Source organism: Paraburkholderia bannensis NBRC 103871, assembly GCF_000685015.1.
Lineage (GTDB): Bacteria > Pseudomonadota > Gammaproteobacteria > Burkholderiales > Burkholderiaceae > Paraburkholderia > Paraburkholderia bannensis.
On the sequence record NZ_BAYA01000018.1, the window covers coordinates 79,505 to 100,634 of the forward strand.

Genomic DNA, 21,130 nt, shown 5'->3' on the forward strand with positions numbered 1-21,130 from the left:
TCCGACCCCACCGCTCAAATAACCGCATCGACATAACGCCCATGCAGCTTGCCGCATTGAAGAATCCATCGCGTCGTGCGTAATATACGTGCGATCATATCGCTTCGATTCACGGATTGACTGACCGGCCGCTGCGGCCCGGAGACCCGACGATGGATTTCGCGCCAACCGACGCCGCCCTGGCTAGCTCCAACGAACAGGCAACTGCCCTGCTGCTCACGGGCCGTCTGCTGCGTCCACAAGCGCTGACGCTCGAAGCGTTGCGCGCGTTTCCGTCCGTGACCTGCGCGCCCTTCGACTTGCGCTGCTACACGACGCAGCGTTTTATCCGCACCGTCGAGCCGTATCGCGGCGTCCTGCTAACCGACCTGATCGAACATGCTGGCCTGCATTGCGAGGTTCACGGCGAGTTCAAACGGATGATCTTTCTCGCCATCGGCCACGACGGCTACGCCGTGCCGTTCACGTGGCACGAGTTGTTCAACTCGCCGGTGGGCAAGCAGGCGATGGTCGTGTACGAATGCGGCGGCACGCCCCTGAACGAGGAAGAAGGCGCGCCGGTGCTGTTTTCAGGTGCGGATCTCGTGCCCGCGCCGCGCCACGTCAAGCGGCTCGCGCGCATCGATGTGCGCGCGCTGACGGTTTAACCGGCCGCCCGCTCAGGCCAGCTCCACCGTCAACTTTCTCCAGCCGCCGTCGCGCGCATCGGCGACGATGCGCCCCGCGCCCAGTACGATCGCGCGTGTTTCGTGAGCGGGCAGATGGAGCTCGATCGTATCGGCGAGGAAGCGCTTGTCCCCTTCGCGTTCGACCGAGATCGCGAGCGTTTGCTCGCCGCTATGCGCGGCAATCCGCCATGTACCGCAAGCGCCGTCGCGCCACGCCTGGGTCTCGCCGTCATCCTCGATGTATTGCGCGCTTGTGTGGCCCTCGCCTGCCAACGGCGCGACGATAAATGCGCGACGATCCGCTCGCTGCCCGAAATGCTGCTGCGCGACGTTGAGCGCAATCACGCCGCCTTCGCGAACCAGCATGACCGGCTTGTCCCAGGGCGCAGGCAGCGTCACGGTCTGGCCGCCGTCGAATGCAGCGCCGCTCCAGTAATCGACCCACCGCGCGCCCGCGGGCAGATACACCTGGCGCTCGCGCTGGCCCGCGTCCACGACTGGCGCGACCAGGAGCGACGATCCCAGCATCATGTCGTCGCATTCGACATAACATTGCGCGTCCGCCGGGAACTCCGCGAAGGTGGGACGCAGCACCGGCTCGTAATTCGCGCTGGATTCGTGCAGCAACTGATAGAGATACGGAATCAGCCGGTAACGCAGCTTCACGAGATCGGCGATGCGCGGCGTGAGTTCGGGATACATCCACGGCTCGTTGACCGTGCCGTCGTCGTTCCACGAATGAATACTGAAACGCGGCATGAACACACCGAACTGCACCCAGCGGATAAACAACTCCGGCTCCGGCGCCGGGCCCGCGAAGCCGCCAATATCGTGGCCGATATTCGACACGCCCGAGAGCGCGAGCCCCAGTCCCATCTTGAGGTTGTAACGCAGCGTTTCCCACGAGGTGGCGTTATCGCCCGACCACGTCTGCACATAGCGATGCATGCCGACGCAACCCGAGCGCGACACCAGAAAAGGCCGCTTTGCTGGCGCATAAGCGCGCTGCGCATCGCGTGATGCACGCATCATCAGCAAGGTCTGCAGCACCTTGGCCTCGCGCGCCGGAAATGGCTTGCCGAAGCCATGCGCGATTGCATTGGGCGTCCAGATTTCGAATTCGTTGTTGTCGTTCCAGGTCGAGGCAATGCCGTAGCGCAGCAGCGCATCGGTCACGCGTGCCTTCCACCACGTCACCGTGGCCGGATTCGTGAAGTCCAGATACGCACCCACCTCGTCCCAGAACTGCACCCAGGCAGGCTCGCCATTGGACGCGCGAATTAACAGGCCCGCGCGCTGCGCCTGCTCGAATTCCGGATGATCGCGCAGCAGACACGGCTTGATATTCGCGCACAGTTTGACGCCGTGTTCCAGATAGCGATTGACGAAGCCCTCGACGTCGGGAAACTTCTCGCGGTTCCAGTTGAACACATAGCGCTTGTCGTCAATCGATGTATAGCCCGACGACAAATGAAACGAATCGCACAGGATGTCGTGTTCTTCGCAGCGATCGGTGAACTCGTTCATGCGCGCCTGGGCGTCGGGCGCATCGGTATACGTCATCGTCGAGCCGGAATAGCCCAGGCCCCACTTCGGCATCAGCGCGGGGCGGCCCGTCATCCACGTAAAGCGGCGCACCGCGTCCAGCGGCGTGCCTGCGGACGCGATGAAGTAATAATCGAGGTCGCCATGATCGGCGATGAAGTGACGATAGTGGCCGTGATAATTGTCGAGCTCGCGGCCCATGTCGAAGGTGCAATCGGCAAGCGTGTCGTAGAACAGGCCAAAACCCGTTTGCATCTGCGCGCGCCACGTCAGATAGAACGGAATGTGCTTGTAGAGCGGGTCGGTGGTCTTCGCGCTATAGCCCATTGCATCGACGTTGGTCATGCGAAAGGACTGATTGGCCCGGTCGAGCGCGCCTGCGCGTTCGCCCAGGCCCAGGTACATCTCGCCGGGCAGGCGGCGCACGTAGTGATAGACGCGCTCGTCCCACCAGCCGAAGTTATAGGCTTGCGTGGCGCGATCTTCCAGCGCCACACACCATTCGCCATCCTTATCGATTTCCCATGAACAGAAGCCGCCATCCAGTTTCACCGTCAGGCGGATCTTCGACGTACTCACGCGCACGCAATCGGGCGTGACCTCGCTGGCGTATCGCGGCAGGGCAAAGCCCGCAAGATCGAGACGATCGCGGCCTTCGAGCGGCACGTCGTCCATGCCGGGCGCAATCGCCCAGCTGCGCGGGCCGCGCGCCTTGCCGTCGGGCAACACGCGCACCCGCACGATGTCCTCTTCGAGCACGAAGATTTCGAGCGTCGCGCCCTGCGCGCTTTGCAGCGTCAGGCGGTTGCGCACCTCGTCGACCAGCCGGAAAATTGGGCGATTCAATAGCGATGCCATCTGGCGATTCCCTGGGATTGCTTCCTGATAGTTAAAACACCGTCGCGATGCCGAGCATCCCGACGAATTGCGAACGCGTGGACGAAGGCGTCGAATTCTGCGAATCGCCGACGTCCGGCACCGCATCGACGACAGCGCCGTTCGAGTTAAGCGTCTGCCCGCTCGCGTGCTGCCACGCCTGCAAGGCGTAAAGCGTCGTGCGTTTGGACAGGTGATAAGCCTGTTTGAGCGAGACCTGCTGATAGCGCGCGGCGCTGGACACGCCGTTGGCCTTCGACGCGAGCGTCCACGCGTAGCCCGCCGCTACGTCGAACGCGGGTGTAAATCGATATACGGCGTGTGCCGCGTAGGTGTTGAACACCGCGGTATCGCGGAAGGCCGAATAGCCTCCGGACAGATATTCGACGTTGGTATAGGTCAGCCCGAGCGTGAGATCGCCTGAGACCCACGTGCCTGCAATCGCGGCATTCTGCACGGCGCGCGCCGAGAGATAACCCGCATTGAGCGCCGATGTCGCGAACGACCCGCTCGCGCCGGGATCGAAATTCGCCGTGCGGCCCGTGTTGTTCATGCGCAGGAAACCTGCCGCAAGATTGATGCTGCCATTCGAGTAGCGCAGCGCGCCGCTCCACGTCTGCCCCGCGCCTACGCTGCCCGGAATGCCGCTCAAGCCGTACAGCGCGCTCGCGCTGAAACCCTGCCAGTTGGGCGACGTCCACGTGACCGAGTTATTGATGCGTACCGTCGTATCAAGACTGTCGATATCGCCGGGATGCGCGCCGGTCGCGCCGGTCAGATAGGTGCTGGACGCGAGCGGGCCGACCAGCAGGAAATACGGCGTGTACTGGCGGCCCATCGTGAGCGCGCCCCAGGTCTTGTTTTGCAGGCCCACGTACGCCTGGCGATTGAACAGCAGCCCCGACGACGACGCCGTGCCGTTATTCGGATCGAAGCCCGCCTGCAAATCGAAAATCGCGCTCGTGCCGCCACCCAGGTCTTCCGCGCCCTTGAAGCCGAACTTCGACGCATACAGATTGCCTTGCCGCAGATAGACGTTCGAATGGCCCTTCTGGTTGTTGACGTAGGCAATCGAATCGTCGAGCACGCCATAGAGCGTGACGCTCGATTGGGCCTGTGCGCCGCTTGTGCCCATCAGCGCGCTCATCGATGCGCCCGCAACGATCAGTGTCTGGAGCGCCTTGCTGCGATACGAGAAGTATGAATTATTCATTTTATGTTCGCCTGGATCGTATGGAGTCCGATTCTTCTCAAGCCGCCGGCCGCGAAGCCGGCAACGCACTGCGTGCCTCACGCGTCTGCCCGCGTATCAGCAGGATCAGCAACGCGGCGCCGATCAGGTCGAATGCGCCCAGGCACGCAAACAGCGGCCCGAAGCCCACCTTGTCGGCCAGTGCGCCCACCACCAGCGAAAAACTCAGGCCGCCGATCCATGCCGCCATGCCGCCGAAGCCGCTGGCCGTGGCGACTTCGTCGGGATCGAAGACATCGGCGGAAAGCGTGTTGACGAGCGTGGACAGCATCTGGTGCGCGAAGCCGCCGAGGCAGAACAGCGCAATCGCCATATACGGCGACGCCACGAGGCCAATGCACGCAGGCCCGATCATCATGAACGCGCCCAGCACGACACCCGCCACACGAGACCACAGCAGCGGCACGCGAAAATAACGCATGAGGAAAGGCGAAAGATAGCCGCCGAGAATGCCGCCCAGATCCGCCGCGAGGAACGGCAGCCACGCGAACAGCGCGATCTGCTTGAGATCCATGTGACGTTCGGTGGCGAGATAGAGCGGAATCCAGAAGCTGAAGGTTTGCCAGGCCGGCTCCGCGAAAAAGCGCGGCAGCGCGATGGCCCAGAAACGGCGCGAGCCGAGAATGTCGAGCACCGGGCGACGGCCCACCGGCGCGACGCGCGCCTGGCCGCTTTCGATCAGGTTCAGTTCCTGCGGGGAAATGCGGGGATGCTGCGCAGGCGACCGATAAAGCACGTACCAGACGGCCGCCCAGACGAACCCCAGCGCGCCGGTCGCGACGAACGCAGACTGCCAGCCGTAGCGCAGCGAGAGGAACACCACCAGCGGCGGCGCGAGCAACGCGCCCAGCGACGTGCCCGCATTGAAGTACCCCACCGCCACCGACTTCTGCTTGTCCGGAAACCATTCGGCGACGGCCTTCATGCCCGACGGAATCGCGGCCGCCTCGAACACGCCCAGCAGCCCGCGCATCATGCCGAGCGAAGTCCAGCCCGTGGCGAAGCCGTGCAGCACGCCGGTGGCCGACCAGAGCATCGCGAACAGCGCGAAGCCGAGCCGCAGCCCGATCAGGTCGACGATGATGCCGCACACCGGCTGCATGATCGTGTAGCCCACCTGGAACGCGCCCACCACGTACGAATACTGCTGCGTGGACATGTTGAGCTCGCCCTTGAGCTGCGGTGCGAGCACGCCGAGCGAGTTGCGCGTGAGGTAATTCATGATCGTGCCGATGCAGACCAGCGCGATGATCCACCAGCGCAATCCTTTGATGCCTTTCGAGACTGCCTCCATACCGCCTGTCTCCATCTTGTTTTGATCTGTTACGTTGTCGTATGACTTTCTTTGCGAGAAGTATCGACGGCTTTAGCGTGAATGCGTGAAGCATCGCTTGGCGCTTTCAACGTGGGACTGATGCTATGTTCGCTTTCGAACTCAGTCAATAGGAGAAAGACCCGTAAACGAACAAAAACGAAAACAGGGAGTGATCGAAGTTAAGTATGACGTCAGACATCTTAAAAGATTACCGGCGTCGATCTGATCCGATGGAATGCGCGCTAGCGGGTAAATGCGCCGTGAAACGGCGTTGGAAGTATCGCGCCGGAATTGGCAGTTAGTTGCAGATGTGCAGCACAAAAAACGGTGCCATCGCTAGTCACCGTTTTTCGGCCAGTGGCGCGCGGTTCAGTCGGGATCGCCCCGGCGCAACGGCGCGCGGCTCTTTTCGTTGTTGATGTGGACGAACTTCGCGAGCAGCGCGAGAAAGGTCTCCTGCTCGTCGGCGGACAGCGTCTGCATCATGCGCCGCCGCAGCTCGTGCACCGAAGGCACGAGGCTCTCCAGCAGCGCCGCGCCCGTTTCGCTCAGACGCAGCAGGCGCACGCGCTTGTCCTCGGGCGGCGTGATGCGCTCGATCCACCCTTTCTCTTCGAGGCGGACGGCGAGCGTCGCCGTGGTCGAATTGTCGAGCGCGCAATAACGCGCAAGCGTCACCTGATCGATGTCCGGATGATCCTGGAGAATGCGCAGCGCGCCATATTGCACCGGCGTGATATCGGTGCCGAGCACGGTATGGAACATCGACACCGCAATCTGATGCGCGCGGCGGATCAGGTGGCCCGGTTGTTCGTAGAGATCGGTGGACAGCTCGTCTTTTTTCTTCTTGCGCGTCCGTGTCGCCGGCCGCGTTGCCGTACTGCTCATGGAATGTCCTCTGGTCGAACGGTGCTGCATGGGGCCGCTGGGCGAATGCCTCTACGCCCGCTTCTACGCCCGCTTCTTGAGCCAGGGATTTTAACGCATCGACTATGACGCTTTAGCCTGCCTGCGCCCGACGCAGCGGCGCTCGGCTCTGCTCGTTGTTCAAGTCGACGAATTTGCGCAGCAGGCGAATCAGCTCGCTCGACTCGGCGTCCTCCATGCCTTCGAACAAACCCTCCTGCATCGACTCGATCGACGGCGCGAGCCTCATCAACAACGCTTCGCCTTCGGGCGTCAGCGAAAGCCGCCGCTGACGGCGCGCCAGCATCTCGCGCACGATCCAGCCTTTGGCTTCGAGACGCGCGGCCAGCTCCGCCGTCGTCGACGTATCGAGCGCCACGCGCTGCGCCAGGGTCACCTGATCGAGCCCGGGCGACTCGTGCAGCATGCGCAGCACGGCGTACTGCACGGGTGTCACGTCGCGCCCCATCTTCTCCAGGAACAGCGCCACCGCAATCTGATGCGCGCGGCGGATCAGGTGGCCCGCGTCGTCGTACAGGTCGATCGCGCGCGGGCGGTTTGCCTCAATCGTCGCCATAAAAGGAACGTCCATGCGAATGCGTTACGGGAAAACCAGCATACCGCAGCGCTTGTTCATGATGGAATCGGTAAGTACACTGAACGTCATTCAGTATACGGAATGATGAATCGGTCGTCGCGCGACCTTCGATTCGCCATTCCCCGCGCGAAGACAAATCCATCCCCAAGGAGACGCAAGGTGTTTCTCAAGAACGCATGGTATGTGGCGTGCACGCCCGACGAGATTGCGCAGAAGCCGCTCGGCCGCACGATCTGTGGCGAAGCGATAGTGTTTTACCGCGCCGCCGAAGGCAAGGTCGCGGCGCTCGAAGACTTCTGCCCGCATCGCGGCGCGCCGCTCTCGCTGGGCTTCGTACGCGATGGCACGCTGGTATGCGGCTATCACGGCCTGGAAATGGGCTGCCACGGCAAGGCCACTGGCATGCCGGGCCAGCGCGTGAACGGCTTTCCGGCAGTGCGCAGCTTCCCCGTGATCGAACGCTACGGCTTCATCTGGGTCTGGCCGGGCGACGCCGCAGCAGCCGATCCGGCCGCGCTGCATCCCTTGCCGTGGGCTGAAGATCCCTCATGGGCCTATGGCGGCGGTCTGTATCACATCCGTTGCGACTACCGTCTCATGATCGACAACCTGATGGATCTCACGCACGAAACTTACGTGCACGCGAGCAGCATCGGCCAGAAGGAAATCGACGAAGCGCCGCCGAAAACCACCAGCGAAGGCAACGAGGTCGTGACGAGCCGCTTCATGGAGAACATCATGGCGCCGCCGTTCTGGCGCATGGCGCTGCGCGGCAACGGCCTCGCCGACGACGTGCCCGTCGACCGCTGGCAGATCTGCCGTTTCTCGCCGCCCAGCCACGTGATGATCGAAGTGGGCGTGGCGCATGCGGGACACGGCGGCTATCACGCTCCCGACGAATACAAGGCATCGTCGATCGTGGTGGATTTCATCACGCCGGAAACCGAGTCGTCGATCTGGTATTTCTGGGGCATGGCGCGCAATTTCCAGCCTGACGACGCCGCGCTCACGGAGCAGATTCGCGAAGGCCAGGGCAAGATTTTCTCCGAAGACCTGGAAATGCTGGAGCGTCAGCAACGCAACCTGGAAGCGTGGCCGGATCGCAAGCTGCTCAAGCTGAATATCGATGCGGGCGGCGTGCTGTCGCGCAAGGTGATCGACCGGCTGCTCGCTGCAGAAAGCGTGGAGGCATGATGTCCGACGCCAACCTCAACGCTACCCTGGACGTGATCGTTTCCCGCAAGTGGAATGAAGCTCAGGATATCTATGGATTCGAATTCGTCAATGCAGACGGCGGCGCATTGCCGCCCTTCAGCGCGGGCGCGCACATCGACGTGCACCTGCCTGGCGGGCTGGTTCGACAATACTCGCTGTGCAACGACTTCGGCAGCACGCAACGCTATCAGATCGCGGTGCTGCGCGACGAGAACGGCCGCGGCGGCTCGCGTGCAATACACGATGCGGTCGAAGAGGGCTCGACGCTGACGATCGGCGCACCGCGCAATCACTTTCCCCTTGCGCACGGCGCGTCGCATCATGTGCTGATCGCGGGCGGCATCGGCATTACGCCCATTCTGTGCATGGCGGAACACCTGTTTCACGCCGACGAAACGTTCGATCTCCACTATTGCACGCGTTCACGCGAACGTACGGCTTTCACTTCGCGGATTGCCGCTGCGCCGTTTAGCGCGCGAGCCTCGTTTCATTTCGACGACGAAGCACCGGCGCAGCGCTTCGATATCGCGGCTACGCTCGCGAATGCGCCTGCGGGCAGCCATCTTTATGTCTGCGGGCCGCGTGGCTTCATGGACGCCGTGCTCGCGCAGGCACGCGACCAGCAATGGGACGAAGCGCGGCTTCACTATGAGTTTTTCGGTGCAGCGGTGGAGCAGTCCGCCAGCGACGCCGCGTTCCAGGTACGCATCGCGAGCAGCGGCGCAACCATCGAGGTGCCCGCAGGCTGCACCGTAATCGAAGCGCTTGCGGCCAACGGCGTGGACGTGCTGACCTCGTGCGAGCAAGGCGTGTGCGGCACCTGCATCACGCGCGTGATCGAGGGCCAACCCGACCATCGCGACGCGTACTTGACCGACGAGGAAAAAGCAGCAGGCGACCAGTTTCTGCCCTGCTGCTCGCGCTCGCACACGACCTTGCTCGTGCTCGATCTTTAGCGCTGGCCCGACTGGCTGCTCGCCAGCATCGCATGCAGCAGCACGTTCGCGCCCGCCTCGCACCATTCGGGCGTGATCGCCTCGCCTTCGTTGTGGCTCAGGCCATCGATGCAGGGAATAAAGATCATGCCCGTAGGTGCGACGCGCGCGAGGTAGCAGGCGTCGTGCCCCGCACCGGAGACGATATCGGCGTTCGGCAAGCCCAGTGCATCGGCAGCACGCCGCACCGCCTCGATGCACGCGGGCGCGAACGGCACCGGCGCGTAGTTGAAGATCTGCTCGATCTTGTGGCCAAGCTGCGCGGCTTCGGCGACGCGCGCCAGTTCGTCGCGAAGCTGTGCGTCCATCTGCGCCAGTACTTCGGAGTCCGGATGACGAAACTCCACCGTGAAGAAGCAGCGCCCCGGCACGGTATTGCGCGAGTTCGGCTTCGCGTCGATCATGCCGACCGTCGCCCGCCCATACGGCGCATAGCGGCGCCCCAGCGCTTCCACAAACGTAATCATGCGGGCCGCGCCCACCAGCGCGTCACGGCGTAGCTCCATCGGCGTCGTGCCCGCGTGCGCATCCACGCCTTCGAGCTCGATTTCGTACCAGCGCTGCCCCTGGCCCGCCGTGACGACGCCAATGGTCTTGCCGCTACGCTCCAGGATCGCGCCCTGCTCGATATGCAGTTCATACGCGGCATGGACGGGCGTGCCGCCCACGGGCTCCTCGCCCGCATAGCCGATATGCGCCAGCGCCTCGCCGATCGTGGTGCCCGACGCATCGGTGCGCGAGAGCCCATAGTCGAGCGGATAGACGCCCGCATAGACGCCCGACGCGATCATCGCCGGGGCGAAGCGCGAGCCTTCCTCGTTCGTCCAGATCACGACTTCGATCGGATGATCGGTTTCGATGCCCGCATCGTTGAGCGCACGCACGACTTCGAGGCCGCCCAGCACGCCATAAATGCCGTCATAGCGGCCGCCCGTGGGCTGCGTGTCGGCGTGCGAGCCGGTCAGGACGGGCGCGGCGTCCGGGTTGCGCCCGGCGCGACGCGCGAAGATGTTGCCCATCCGATCGACGCGGATCGTGCAGCCCGCGTCGCGCGCCCACTGCACGAACAGGTCGCGCCCTTCGCGGTCGAGTTCGGTGAGCGCGAGGCGGCATACGCCGCCCTTCGCCGTCGCGCCGATCTGCGCCATGCGTTCGAGCGAGTCCCACAGGCGCGCACCGTTCACGCGCAGCGCCGCGATAGCGGCGAGGTCTTGCTCAGCCATTCGTGTTCTCCGCGCTTGTAGCCGCGCCCGCGTCACGCATGCGATAACGGAAATCGCAACGCTTGCCGCCCTGCATGATCGTGCTGGTGCGCGTGAGTTCGACGCGCGGATCGTAGCCCGCGATGAATTCGCTATCGCGCGCGCAGCTCAACAGATGACCGATTTCGCCCAGCCCCATCGCGTGATACATCTCGGCATAACTGCAACGATGCACGTTGTAGTCGTAGGCATCGGCGTCGGCGCGCAACGTCTCGACGTCGAGCGCATCGTCCTTTTCCCAGAGCACCTGGAGCGCCACGAACGAGGCGATGCTCGTGCCATTGGGCTCGCGCGCCGCGAACTCGCGGCCTGCATCGACTGCCGCGCCGCGCACCGCTTCCGCAATCACGGCTTGCGCACGTTCGGCGCCAAAGTCGCGCTTGAGGATCTCGTAGATCGGCTTGATGATCCCGGCTTCGATCCGGCGGCGCTCCAGAATGCCAAGCGTCACACCGTTCACACCATTCACGCCTTCGGATTGTTCGCCATGCTGGTCATGTTGCTGTGTCATGTTCGACTCCTCGCTCCTTACTTTGCCGCGACTTTCGCGCCGCCGCCCAGCACGTCCACCACGGCCCACTTGCCGTCGCGCACCTGATAGATCGTGTACGCCGGATCCTTGAGGTTGCCTTGCGCATCGAACGCGATGGTGCCCGTCACGCCATCGCGACGGATCGTGTGCAGCGTCGCGACGATCTTCTTCGGGTCGGTCGAGTTGGCCTGTTGCGTGGCCGCGATGATCGTGGCCGCGGCATCGTAGGCGAACGGCGCGTGCAGCTCGATCGGTGCGTGCCAGCGCGCGCGATACTGCGCGTCGAACGCAGGGCCGCCCGGCATACGTTCGAGCGGACGGCCCGGTTCAAGCGCCGTCACGCCTTCGCCAGCGGGCCCGGCGAGCTTGAGAAAGGTCTGGCTCACGAAGCCACCCGCGCCCAGCAGCGGCGCCTGGATATGCAGCTGGCGCATGCGGCGCGCGAGCGGTGCGGCCTCGACGTCGATGCCGCCCAGGAAAATCAGGTCGGGGCGCTTGCCCTTGATTTCGGTGAGCACGCCGCTGAAGTCGATGGTCTTGTCCGTCACGTACTGATGATCGATCACCGTGCCGCCGTTTGCCTGCACGCCCTTGATGAACTGGTTCGCAAGCCCCGCGCCAAACGCGGTCTGGTCGTCGATCACGGCGATGCGCTTCGCCTTGAGCGTCTTCACGGCATACGCGCCCGTGTAAGCGCCGCTGTCGTCGTCGTGGCCCATGATGCGGAACGACGTGTCGAAGCCTTGCAGCGTGTATTGATGTCCCGTCGAGGCCGGCGCGATCTGCGCAATGCCCGCATCGTGATAGACGCGCGCGGCCGGCACGCTGCAACCGGTGTTCCAGTGCCCCACCACGCCGATCACATGGCGATCGACGAGTTGCTGTGCAACCGTCACGGCCGTGCGCGGATCCGATTGATCGTCGGCGCTCGCGAGCTTGTAGACGACAGGCTTGCCGCCGATGGTCGGATGCTTCGCGTTGGCGTCGTCGATGGCCAGTTGCGCGCCGTTTTCCAGGTCCTTGCCGATCCGCGCGGAACCGCCCGTGAGCGGCGCGGCGAGTCCAATCAGAACGACCTGTTCGTCCTGGGCCTGAACGGCGCCCGCGAAAAGCGTCGCGACCAGCGCGGCGATCGGCAACAGCAGGGTTTTCTTTTTCATGTGTCGGTAGGCGTGCGATGTGGGAACGGGCAGGCGCTTGCAGCGCCGCCTTGAATAATGAAAAAGATTACGGTTTGATGCCAAACCGCCTAAATTATCTTTAGTTCGATCATTATTCCCGCAGGCCACAATAGTCGATAAATCACTGATTTATCGCCACAATTTGCATGACCACCCGCGCCAGCGACGTTCGATATAATTCGACACATGAATAAAATTCAGCAAATCGCCGACGATCCGCCGCTGCGCGCCGTGCGCGCGTTCGAGGCTTTCGCGCGGCACGGCTCGGTCGCGGCGGCCGCGCGCGAGCTGGACATCACGCCCTCGGCGGTGAGCCATCAGCTGCAGTTGCTCGAATCGTTCGTGCAGACGCCGCTGACCGTGCGCAGCGGCCGCTCGCTGGTGCTCACCGACGAAGGGCGCGACTACTATCGCTCGATCAGCGCGGCGTTTTCGGTGCTGCGCAGCGCGACGGGTTTCGTGCGCGAGCGTTCGGCGCGCAGGCAGATCACGGTCAGCCTGATTCCGCTATTCGGCATTGGCTGGTTCATTCCGCGGCTGCACGATTTCCTCGCGACTAATGACGATGTGGACGTGACCGTCCTCTACGCGAACCACCGCAACTACCGCAGCGATGCCGCCGATCTGTCGATCCGTTTCGGCGCGGGGGACTGGGTTGGCTATACGAGCACGCCGCTGCTCTCGGGCGCGGTGGTGCCGGTGTGCACGCCGCGCTTCGAGCGCCGTTATGGGCCGCTGCGCAAGCCCGCCGATCTCGCGGGCGTGCCGCTCGTGCATGACGAAGACCGCAGCACGTGGGCAAACTGGCTGCAAAGTGCGGGCGTGCGCCACGTCACGCGCACCGAAGGCCCGCTGTTCGAAGACGGCCAGTTGACCTTGAGCGCCGCGCTGTCCGACCTGGGCGCAGCGCTGTTGCGCGCGCCGCTGATCTCGCGCGAACTCGCATCGGGCGCGCTGCGCAAGCTGTCCGATCACGAGCTGGACGACGGGCGTCACTATTACCTCTGCTGGCGCGCCGACGCGGAAATGCCGGACGGCGCGCAGCGGCTCGCGCAATGGCTACTTGAATCGGCGAAAGGGCCGTAAAGCAGCGGGCTAAATCAGAAGCGATGGCGCATGCCGAGCGCCACCGCCACCTGGTTGCTGTTCGACGACGGCGTGAGCGTGTAGACCGATGCATCGAACGCAGCGATATTGCGGCCGCCGCTCACGCTTTGATAGACGCCTTCCAGGTAAAGATCGGTGCGCGGCGTCACCTGCTTGTTGACCTGCGCCACCACCTGGTTCCATTTGGGTCGCGCGGAACCCGCGCCTGCATCGAAACGCGCCTGCGTGTACGTGTAAGCCGCCGCCACGTAAAGGGAAGGCGTAACGGCATAGCGGCCGTCGATCGAGTAATTATCGAAGATCAGCGTATTGCCCTTGAGCGACGCGATCTTGCCGCCCTGGTAAATGCCCGTGACGTCGTCCGTGGCCGAATGCGTCCAGCTCACCCCCACCGAATGCGGGCCGAACGCGTAGCGCGCACCCACGGCCACGATCAGCTGGTCGCCGCCCGTGACGGTTGCCGAACCGTCGGTCGTGCTCACCGCGCCATCCGGATTCGCGACATGGCCATCGCGATTGATCTTGAGGAACGCGGCGCCGGCCTTGAGCGGGCCGTTCGCATAGGAGAGGCCCGCGCTGTACGCCGCGTTGTTGCCGAAGCTGCCGGGCGTGTTCGAGAAACCGTACATCGCGCCCGCCGTGAAGCCGCGATACGTTTCGCTCGTATAGCGCACGGCGTTGTTGATGCGGATGTTCTGGATCGAATCGTCGTTGTCGTAGGGATGCATCGCCAGATTGCCGCCCCAGCCCGACCCGGCCGCCCCCAGCGGCGTGACGAACGTGAGGATGAAATCGTACTGGCGGCCCATCGTGAACGTGCCATAGCCATTCGCGCGCAGGCCCACGTAGGCCTGGCGGCCGAACAGGTTGCCGCCGTTGCTGGTCTTGCCGTTGACCGAAGAAAAGCCGCTTTCCAGCATGAAAATCGCCGACGCGCCGCCGCCCAGGTCTTCGCTGCCGCGCAGCCCCCAGCGCGAGGCGCTCAGGTTGCCGCTGTTCATCGACACATTGCCGCTTCCCGACGATCCCGGGCCGTTGGTGCGCTGGTTGCTTACATAGGATATCGAAGTATCGATCAAGCCGTAGAGCGTGACGCTGCTTTGCGCGTGAGCAACCCCCGCGCTCAGACTGCAAAGGCCTGCGGCGCAGGTGGAGAGGACTTTCTTGTTCATCATGTGCTGGTCTCGCGGGCGTACGTTGCGCGCGCGAGACCGCACGCGATGCATCGTGCACCCGATTTTTGTTGGTGAAGTTAGTCCGGTTGCTTCCGGTTGCTTCCGGTTGCTTCCGGTTGCTTCCGGTTGCTTCCGGTTGCTTCCGGTTGCTACGGGCAGGCGCGCGCAGCCCCTGCACGAGCAAGGTCGCGATTGTGGGCGCTGGCGGCAAGGAGGATCAAGACGACGCGCGCGAAAGTACCTTTCCTGAAACAGGGGTTAATCGCGCGGAAGAAGAAAGGCCGGGCGCGACTGCACCCGGCCTGGTTGAAGCGTTAAAGCCCGTCTGAAAACTTAAAACCACTTCCCGTTGACGCTGCCCGGCGCAAGCGACACGCCGCGGAGCACTTCGCCAAAGCCCGCTTCGCGCAGCGTAACGAAGTGTTCGCGCGTGGCGCCGCTGGCCGCCGTATTGCGCAGCACATCGCGGATCGCGACGAGGCGGTTGGGATCCGCGCCCTGGTCGCCGTTGCCGCTCACCGTCGAGGTGATCGCCCAGATCGTTACGGTGCCGTCCGCATCCACGTGGCCGGTGAGGTTGCGCAGGCCGTCGGTGGCCGGGGCCCACGGCAGGCCGGTGGCGCTATTGGAGCCGGCCGGATAACCCGCAACCGTGTACGCCGCGCCCAGGTTCAGGCCGTTTTGCAGCGTATAAGCCAGCTTCCACGACTTCGTCCCGGCGTTGTACACCCACTTCTGCAGGCCCGCGCCGGTCTGCGCGGCGGCGTGCGTGTAGAGATCGCTGCCGCCCGCGTAACCGTCGCCTTCGTCGGCGAGATAGAGGGTGTTCGCATCGGCAAACCAGATGCCGAAGGGGTAAGCCAGCGTGGTCGCCGTCTTGTTCGGCGTGGCGGGGAAGCCCGCTAGTACGCACACGTTGTTCGGCAAGCCACTCGACTGAACCGTGGCGGCGTTGTAGGCAAGCGGGTTGGCGGGCAGCGTGGCGTTCGCCGCCGGCACGCCGACGCCCGAAGGACAGGCCGTGCCCGTCGTATCGACGAAATACACGGTGTTGACGCCGTTGCTGCCGCTGCCCTTCGTGAAGTACACGACGTTGTTGTACACCGTGAGGCCGCGGAAATTGTCGTCCTTGCCCACCTTGTCCGCTTTCGCGCCCAGCTCCGTGACCGAGAAGCTCGCGAGCGGCGTGGGCATGCCCGGCGCTTGCTGCGCTTCATGCGCCTTCGTCGCCGCGATGTACTGCGCGCCCGCACCGAGGATCACGTTCGCAGGCTGCGGGTTCGAACCGTTGCCCGCGTTGCCGACCGTGTAGTAGAAGCCCTCGCCGCTGGCGTCGTTCAGGATCGCGCTGCGGCCATTGTTGCCGCTATAGGCGTTGGTTTCGGTGAAGCTGATGTGGCCTTCGCGGTCGAGACGGGCGACGGCGCGATAGAACGCCTGGCCGTCGGGATTGGTGGGATCGTTCGCGCCGGGCGTGTTCGAATTCGACACGTCGATTGCGTTCACAGGGGCCACGTAACCCATGAAGGTGAGATAGCGGCCATCGGCGGAGAGGTTGAGCGCAAGCTCCGACTTCGAGCTGAAGCTCGTCACGAGCTGGTCTGGATCCCGGCCCGGATGCAGGCTGTTGGGCACTTCGAGCGTATGGACGACTTCGCCGCCCGGCGTGATGGTGTCGAGGAAAATACGCGCGGTGACGCCGAAGCTCGGATCGTAGAGCACGTTGTTCCAGACATACGGATAGGTGCCGTCGCTGGTCGCGCCGTTGCCGCTCGGGCAGCCCGCCTGGGTGCTCGTGCAGCCCGGCGGCAGCACGGCGCCGGTTTGCACGTTGCTGGACAGATTGTCGTACACGCTGCGGCTTACGATCAGCAGGCCCGGGCCGCTGAAGAACGATTCGGGAAGTCCGGCGTTTGCCGCCGTGCTCGCGACGGCAAGCGTCAAGGCAGCAAGCGCGGGACGGCGTGGAAACAACGATGAATGGAAAGCAGAACGAAGGGTCTCGATGGCCATTTGGAACGTCTCCGTAAGGAATTTAAAGCTTGTTTTTCGGACGAACAGGCGGTCAATCGATCGCTAACGTAACGGGTGTTGATGAAGGATTTGTTGCAGGGAAAAATGAAGGCGGTGGCGCGCGTTGTTGTGCGATCACAATGATTGCTCAGGACATCTACATGGATGGACGAGTCGGGCACGACACGTTGAGATGACGTAAAACCCCGCACCGTGCAGGCACGTCGCGCGTGGCATAATCCCCTTTTTCTTCACCGCTATTTTTTGCTCGACGCCATGCGCCGGTTTCATCTCAGGCTGGTCAGTCTATTGGGGACGCTTGCGATCCTCATGACGACGCTCGCCCCGGTGATATCGCACCTGCTCGCGTCGCAAGCGGTGCAGAGCACGCTTTCCGCGCAGCCGCTCATGATGTCTGCGCATTGCGACATGCCGTCGATGCGCCACATGACCGGCGCAAAAGACCACGCGCCAACCTTAAGCGCCGACCTGCAAGACTGCGGCTACTGCAACCTGCTCGCCCACCTGCCCGCGGTGCCCGGCGTTCCCGTGACGCTGGCGCTGGCCACGCGGCTCGTCCACGAGCGCGTCACCGCGCGGTTCGAGCGCCTCGCGCGCGTCGAACCCCTCACCTTCGCGCTCGCGCGCGCCCCGCCCCTGGTTTGACCTGATTGCCCGCCCTCGCGACGATGCGCCCTGGCGCACCGCCGCGCGACTGCACGCGCGTCCGCCTTGACGCGCGCACCTTCATTGCATCAGGACTATCATGTCTGACCTTTTCCCGCGCAGGGCCGCCGCGCTCGCCTGCGCGTTGCTGGGCGCGCTGGCTGTCGCGCCGCTGGGCGCCCACGCCCATGCCATCGCAGGCGACCGCGTATTTCCGGCGACCATGGCCGTCGACGACCCCGGCGTCGGCGACGAAGCCGATCTTCAGTTCGGCCACGTGCGCGTGCCGGGCGATGCCGGCGACCAGAGCATCAACTCGTTCGACTTCGAATACGACAAGCTGCTCACGCCTCGCCTCGCACTGTCCGTCGACGGCGGCTACGTCATGCAGAACAACCCCACCGCGCGCGGCTTCGACAACTTTGGCGTCGGCCTGAAGTACCTGCTCTACGTGAACGACGCGCACGAGTTCATGACCTCCGTGGGCGTGAACGCCGAACTCGGGGGCACCGGCAGCCGCGCCGTCGCCGACAACTTCTCGACGATTTCGCCCACGTTCTATGCGGGCAAGGGCATGGGCGACCTGCCCGATTCGCTCGCGTGGCTGCGCCCGGTCGCCATCACCGGCGAACTCGGCCCGTCTTTCACTACCGGCGCAGGCCAGCCCAACGCCTTCAACTACGGCTTCACGTTCCAGTACAGCCTGCCGTATCTGCAGCAGCACGTACACGATCTTGGCCTGCCGCAGCCGCTCTCGAACCTCATTCCGATCGTGGAAGTGCCTCTGTCGCGCAGCCAGGGGCAGACGACCGGCACGATCAATCCAGGCTTCATCTGGATCAACCGTTATGGCCAGCTTGGCATCGAGGCGCAGATCCCCGTGAACCGCGCGAGCGGCTCGCACGTGGGCATCCTCGTGCAGACGCACATTTTCTTCGACGACGTGGCGCCGAACTCCATCGGCAAGCCGCTGTTCCAGTAATCGCTTTTGTGGAGAATCCGAACATGAAATTTGCCGCTTTCCGCTTCGCTGCCGCCGCTCTCGCGCTCGGCGCCGCGCAACTCGCCTGGGCGCACGCCTACCCCACGCATCAGGAGCCGCCGGCAGGCTCGACGGTGCCCACCACGCAAAGCGCCGTGACGATCGACTTCGACGACGCGCTCGAACCTGCCTTCAGCTCGATTCAGGTGGCCGATGCGTCGGGCAAGTCGGTGATCCGCGACAAGGCCGCCGTTGATGCGAGCAACAAGAAGCGTATGTCGGTGCCGCTCGATACGCTGAGTGCGGGCAAGTACACGGTGACGTGGGTTGCAGTCGCAGCGGACGGTCACCGCACCACCGGGCATTACAGCTTCACGGCGCACTGACGCACCAGACGACCACGGCGAGCAGCCTCGCACGGGCGTGCGGGCAGCGATGCTAAGCTTGCCCGCACCTCGGACTCGCCGCTGCTGACCATGACTCTCAAGCGTCTGTTGTGCGTTACCTTCGCGGCGCTCGCCGCCGTGCCGGTTGCTGCCTTTGCGCTCGTCAAGCCGCTGCGCGTCGTCGCGCCGACGCTGGTGCCCGGCATCCTCTGCATCAAGGACACGCTCTGCACCGACGATGCGGCCAACTTCGACGCCGCGCGCACGCTCTATCGCGAAGGCTATGCGATGGCGCGCAATGCGGTCGGCCCGTTCCGCGATATGCCGCGCGTGGTGTTCTGCTCGACGGCGGCCTGTGCGCAGGCGTTCGGCATCGGCGCCCAGGCGGCGCAAACCGTGGGCGACTTCGGCGTGATCGTCGCGCCGCGCGGCTGGAAGCCGTTCTATCTCGCGCACGAGCTGATTCATTACCGCCAGGCCGAAGTGCTCGGCAATCTCGCCGTGGCCACCCGGCCGCGGTGGCTCATCGAAGGCATGGCGTATTCGCTGAGCGGCGATCCACGCCACCCGCTCACCGAACCCTTCGAGCAATGGCGCGCGCAGTTCGATGCGTGGCATGCGAGCATTGGTGCGCAGAATATCTGGGCAGCGGCGCGCAATGTGCGCTGACGCGAGCCGCATCGCGTAGTTTTTACACTCACGCACGGAGACATCATGACGCCATCCGAACAGATCGACGCCCTGATCGCGGGCATCCCCGACTGGCGCGCCGAGACGTTTGCCACGCTGCGCAAGACCATACTCGCGGCAGACAAGGACATCGTCGAGGAATGGAAGTGGATGGGCAGCCCGGTCTGGGAGCGCGACGGCATCATCGCGGTGGCCAACGCGCACAAGGGCAAGGTGAAGCTGACGTTCCAGTACGGCGCGAGCCTGCCCGACCCCAACGGCCTCTTCAATGCGGGACTGGAGGGCAACGCGCGGCGCGCGATCGACTTCTTCGAAGGCGACAAGATCGACGCGCGGGCGCTCAAGGCGCTGATCCGCGCGGCCATCGAATTCAATCAGCTCAAGAAAGCGAAGAAAGCGCCCGCTAAAGCAGCGAAAAAAGCGGACGCCTGAACAACCTCACGCCAGATCGGTCACTGCGCGGATCGGAATGACCGTGCGGTCGCCGCAGGTACGCAGCAGCTCGCGCAACTCGTTGATGACCGGGAAGACCTCGTGGTTCCAGTCGGCGCCCTGCTGGTCGTGCGCGGCCTGCTCCAGCTCGACGATGGTGCGGTCTTCCGCGAAGATGCGCTCGGTGAACCACACCAGCAGCGGCCAGCCCAGATCCAGCAGGAACGACATGGACGGACGGCGGATCGACAGCATGCCGAAGGTGCGGTTCGTGCGCTGCTGCGCGTCGAGCGGCACATAGTTGATCCACAGATCCATCACGAGCGTGCCGTCGCTCGAATGGATCTTGAGCGTCTGGAACGGATATTCCGTGCGAATGGTCATGACGCTGTCGCCGCTCTGGTCTTCGCGCTTCTTGCTGCCGCGAAACACCAGCGCCTCGCCCGCAGGCTGCTTGCCTTCCTCGCGCACGAAGGTGTAATCCACCTCGATCCAGCCTTCGCCGCGCCGGCGGCCCAGCGAACGCGCGCGCATCTGGCCCATCTGGCGGCGGTGCAGGAACTGATGGTTCATGTCCATCAGGTTCTCGTGCATGAACGAGTAGTGGCACTTGACCGGGCGGCCGAAGCGGCGCGTCTTGTACTTCTTGTCTTCCGCCGAGGTAAGCGTCGGCACCGGGCGCTCGTGGGCCAGCGTGGCGTCGCCGGGGAACACGAAGATCATGCCGTGCGCTTCCTGGCAGGGGTAGGGGCGCACACCGTTGGGCAGACGCTCGCGGCCAAGGTACGGCACGTCCACGCACTGGCCGGAGCAGTCGTACGTCCAGCCGTGATAGCCGCAGCGCAGCGATTCGCCGTCCACGACCCCTTTGTGCAGCGGCACCTGGCGGTGCGCGCAGCGGTCTTCCAGCGCGAACACCTTGCCGGATTCGGTGCGGAAAAGCACGATGGGCTCGCCCGCGAAGTGAACCCCCAGCGCCTTGCCCGCCTTGACCTCCCGCGACCAGGCGAGCGGATACCAATGATCGGGATGAATGGGCACGCGGCGAAGATCGCGTACCGGGGCTTCGCTCGTGGAGCCGTCTAGATAAGGCATTGCGCGCATGCGTGATGTCTCCTTGCAGAACCGGGCACCAGCCGCCGTTGAGCACGCCTGCCTCGTCCGTTTAGCCCGGGGCGACCCCGGAGCAAACCAGGGCAAACTGGCGTGACTCCTACCATGGTACTGGAATGCCATGGCCTTCGCTGGCGGTTCTGGGCACCGCAAATTGTTCTTGGTAGCAAAATAAGTGCCCGCACAAAGGTCGTGGGGCACAGGTATTTTTTTCAATGTCG

Annotated in this window: 20 protein-coding genes; 9 read left to right on the forward strand and 11 right to left on the reverse strand. The window is 64.1% G+C overall.

Annotated elements, in window-relative coordinates; genetic code table 11:
* Nucleotides 1-152: 152 nt before the first annotated feature.
* Nucleotides 153-647: a molybdopterin-dependent oxidoreductase gene (locus tag BBA01S_RS25560; protein ID WP_027818929.1), complete on the forward strand. Its 495-nt coding sequence runs from the start codon at nt 153-155 to the stop codon at nt 645-647.
* Nucleotides 648-659: 12 nt separating this feature from the next.
* Here the strand turns inward: BBA01S_RS25560 and BBA01S_RS25565 are convergent, their stop codons facing one another.
* From BBA01S_RS25565 to BBA01S_RS25585, 5 genes are all read right to left on the reverse strand, one after another.
* Nucleotides 660-3,071, reverse strand: a complete 2,412-nt coding sequence (locus BBA01S_RS25565) for a glycoside hydrolase family 31 protein (protein ID WP_027818930.1) — start codon at nt 3,069-3,071, stop codon at nt 660-662.
* A 31-nt stretch (nt 3,072-3,102) separates the two neighbouring features.
* Nucleotides 3,103-4,236: a porin gene (locus BBA01S_RS25570; protein WP_245641593.1), complete on the reverse strand. Its 1,134-nt coding sequence runs from the start codon at nt 4,234-4,236 to the stop codon at nt 3,103-3,105.
* 103 nt (nt 4,237-4,339) lie between these two features.
* Entirely contained in the window at nt 4,340-5,635 is a 1,296-nt protein-coding gene (locus BBA01S_RS25575; protein WP_027818932.1) for an MFS transporter, read from the reverse strand.
* 390 nt (nt 5,636-6,025) lie between these two features.
* A complete protein-coding gene (locus BBA01S_RS25580) occupies nt 6,026-6,544 on the reverse strand; it encodes a MarR family winged helix-turn-helix transcriptional regulator (protein WP_084162539.1) in 519 nt (172 codons plus the stop codon).
* 112 nt (nt 6,545-6,656) lie between these two features.
* On the reverse strand, nt 6,657-7,154 hold the full coding sequence (locus tag BBA01S_RS25585; protein ID WP_245641587.1) for a MarR family winged helix-turn-helix transcriptional regulator: 498 nt from the start codon (nt 7,152-7,154) through the stop codon (nt 6,657-6,659).
* Between the two features lie 165 nt (nt 7,155-7,319).
* Here BBA01S_RS25585 and BBA01S_RS42765 point away from each other — a divergent pair, with 165 nt between their 5' ends.
* Nucleotides 7,320-8,354: an aromatic ring-hydroxylating oxygenase subunit alpha gene (locus tag BBA01S_RS42765; protein WP_042297894.1), complete on the forward strand. Its 1,035-nt coding sequence runs from the start codon at nt 7,320-7,322 to the stop codon at nt 8,352-8,354.
* Nucleotides 8,354-9,331 (forward strand): PDR/VanB family oxidoreductase, encoded by a 978-nt coding sequence (locus BBA01S_RS25595; RefSeq protein ID WP_027818935.1) that lies wholly within the window; start codon nt 8,354-8,356, stop codon nt 9,329-9,331. The genes BBA01S_RS42765 and BBA01S_RS25595 overlap by 1 nt, the downstream gene beginning before the upstream one ends.
* On the opposite strand, the gene BBA01S_RS25600 is transcribed toward BBA01S_RS25595, so the two are convergent.
* From BBA01S_RS25600 to BBA01S_RS25610, 3 genes are read right to left on the reverse strand one after another with little or no spacing between them, the layout of a single operon-like run.
* Nucleotides 9,328-10,593 carry a Zn-dependent hydrolase gene (locus BBA01S_RS25600; RefSeq protein WP_042297895.1) on the reverse strand — a complete coding sequence of 422 codons (1,266 nt, stop codon included), beginning with the start codon at nt 10,591-10,593 and terminating at the stop codon, nt 9,328-9,330. The two genes, BBA01S_RS25595 and BBA01S_RS25600, sit on opposite strands and share 4 nt — an antisense overlap.
* On the reverse strand, nt 10,586-11,143 hold the full coding sequence (locus BBA01S_RS25605) for an L-2-amino-thiazoline-4-carboxylic acid hydrolase (RefSeq protein WP_084162540.1): 558 nt from the start codon (nt 11,141-11,143) through the stop codon (nt 10,586-10,588). Before BBA01S_RS25605 ends, BBA01S_RS25600 begins: the two co-directional genes overlap by 8 nt.
* Nucleotides 11,144-11,160: 17 nt before the next feature.
* Nucleotides 11,161-12,324, reverse strand: coding sequence for a branched-chain amino acid ABC transporter substrate-binding protein (locus tag BBA01S_RS25610; protein ID WP_027818938.1), 1,164 nt, complete (start codon nt 12,322-12,324; stop codon nt 11,161-11,163).
* 207 nt (nt 12,325-12,531) lie between these two features.
* Here BBA01S_RS25610 and BBA01S_RS25615 point away from each other — a divergent pair, with 207 nt between their 5' ends.
* On the forward strand, nt 12,532-13,431 hold the full coding sequence (locus BBA01S_RS25615; RefSeq protein WP_027818939.1) for a LysR substrate-binding domain-containing protein: 900 nt from the start codon (nt 12,532-12,534) through the stop codon (nt 13,429-13,431).
* A 14-nt stretch (nt 13,432-13,445) separates the two neighbouring features.
* Here BBA01S_RS25615 and BBA01S_RS25620 read toward each other — a convergent pair whose 3' ends face one another.
* Together BBA01S_RS25620 and BBA01S_RS42770 are read right to left on the reverse strand one after the other, a co-directional pair.
* Nucleotides 13,446-14,624 carry a porin gene (locus BBA01S_RS25620; protein WP_027818940.1) on the reverse strand — a complete coding sequence of 393 codons (1,179 nt, stop codon included), beginning with the start codon at nt 14,622-14,624 and terminating at the stop codon, nt 13,446-13,448.
* Nucleotides 14,625-14,960: 336 nt separating this feature from the next.
* Nucleotides 14,961-16,571: a hypothetical protein gene (locus BBA01S_RS42770; protein WP_245641588.1), complete on the reverse strand. Its 1,611-nt coding sequence runs from the start codon at nt 16,569-16,571 to the stop codon at nt 14,961-14,963.
* A 345-nt stretch (nt 16,572-16,916) separates the two neighbouring features.
* On the opposite strand from BBA01S_RS42770, the gene BBA01S_RS25630 reads away from it, so the two are divergent.
* From BBA01S_RS25630 to BBA01S_RS25650, 5 genes are all read left to right on the forward strand, one after another.
* Nucleotides 16,917-17,306, forward strand: coding sequence for a DUF2946 domain-containing protein (locus BBA01S_RS25630; RefSeq protein ID WP_027818941.1), 390 nt, complete (start codon nt 16,917-16,919; stop codon nt 17,304-17,306).
* Between the two features lie 100 nt (nt 17,307-17,406).
* Nucleotides 17,407-18,288 carry a hypothetical protein gene (locus BBA01S_RS25635; RefSeq protein ID WP_027818942.1) on the forward strand — a complete coding sequence of 294 codons (882 nt, stop codon included), beginning with the start codon at nt 17,407-17,409 and terminating at the stop codon, nt 18,286-18,288.
* Nucleotides 18,289-18,311: 23 nt separating this feature from the next.
* The gene (locus BBA01S_RS25640; RefSeq protein ID WP_027818943.1) at nt 18,312-18,674 is read left to right on the forward strand and encodes a copper resistance CopC family protein; all 363 of its coding nucleotides are present in this window, start codon (nt 18,312-18,314) and stop codon (nt 18,672-18,674) included.
* 90 nt (nt 18,675-18,764) lie between these two features.
* Complete coding sequence (locus tag BBA01S_RS25645; RefSeq protein ID WP_027818944.1) at nt 18,765-19,343, forward strand: membrane protein; 579 nt, start codon at nt 18,765-18,767, stop codon at nt 19,341-19,343.
* 45 nt (nt 19,344-19,388) lie between these two features.
* Nucleotides 19,389-19,796 (forward strand): DUF1801 domain-containing protein, encoded by a 408-nt coding sequence (locus tag BBA01S_RS25650; protein WP_027818945.1) that lies wholly within the window; start codon nt 19,389-19,391, stop codon nt 19,794-19,796.
* A 6-nt stretch (nt 19,797-19,802) separates the two neighbouring features.
* Here BBA01S_RS25650 and BBA01S_RS25655 read toward each other — a convergent pair whose 3' ends face one another.
* Complete coding sequence (locus BBA01S_RS25655; protein WP_027818946.1) at nt 19,803-20,900, reverse strand: aromatic ring-hydroxylating oxygenase subunit alpha; 1,098 nt, start codon at nt 20,898-20,900, stop codon at nt 19,803-19,805.
* Nucleotides 20,901-21,130: the final 230 nt, after the last annotated feature.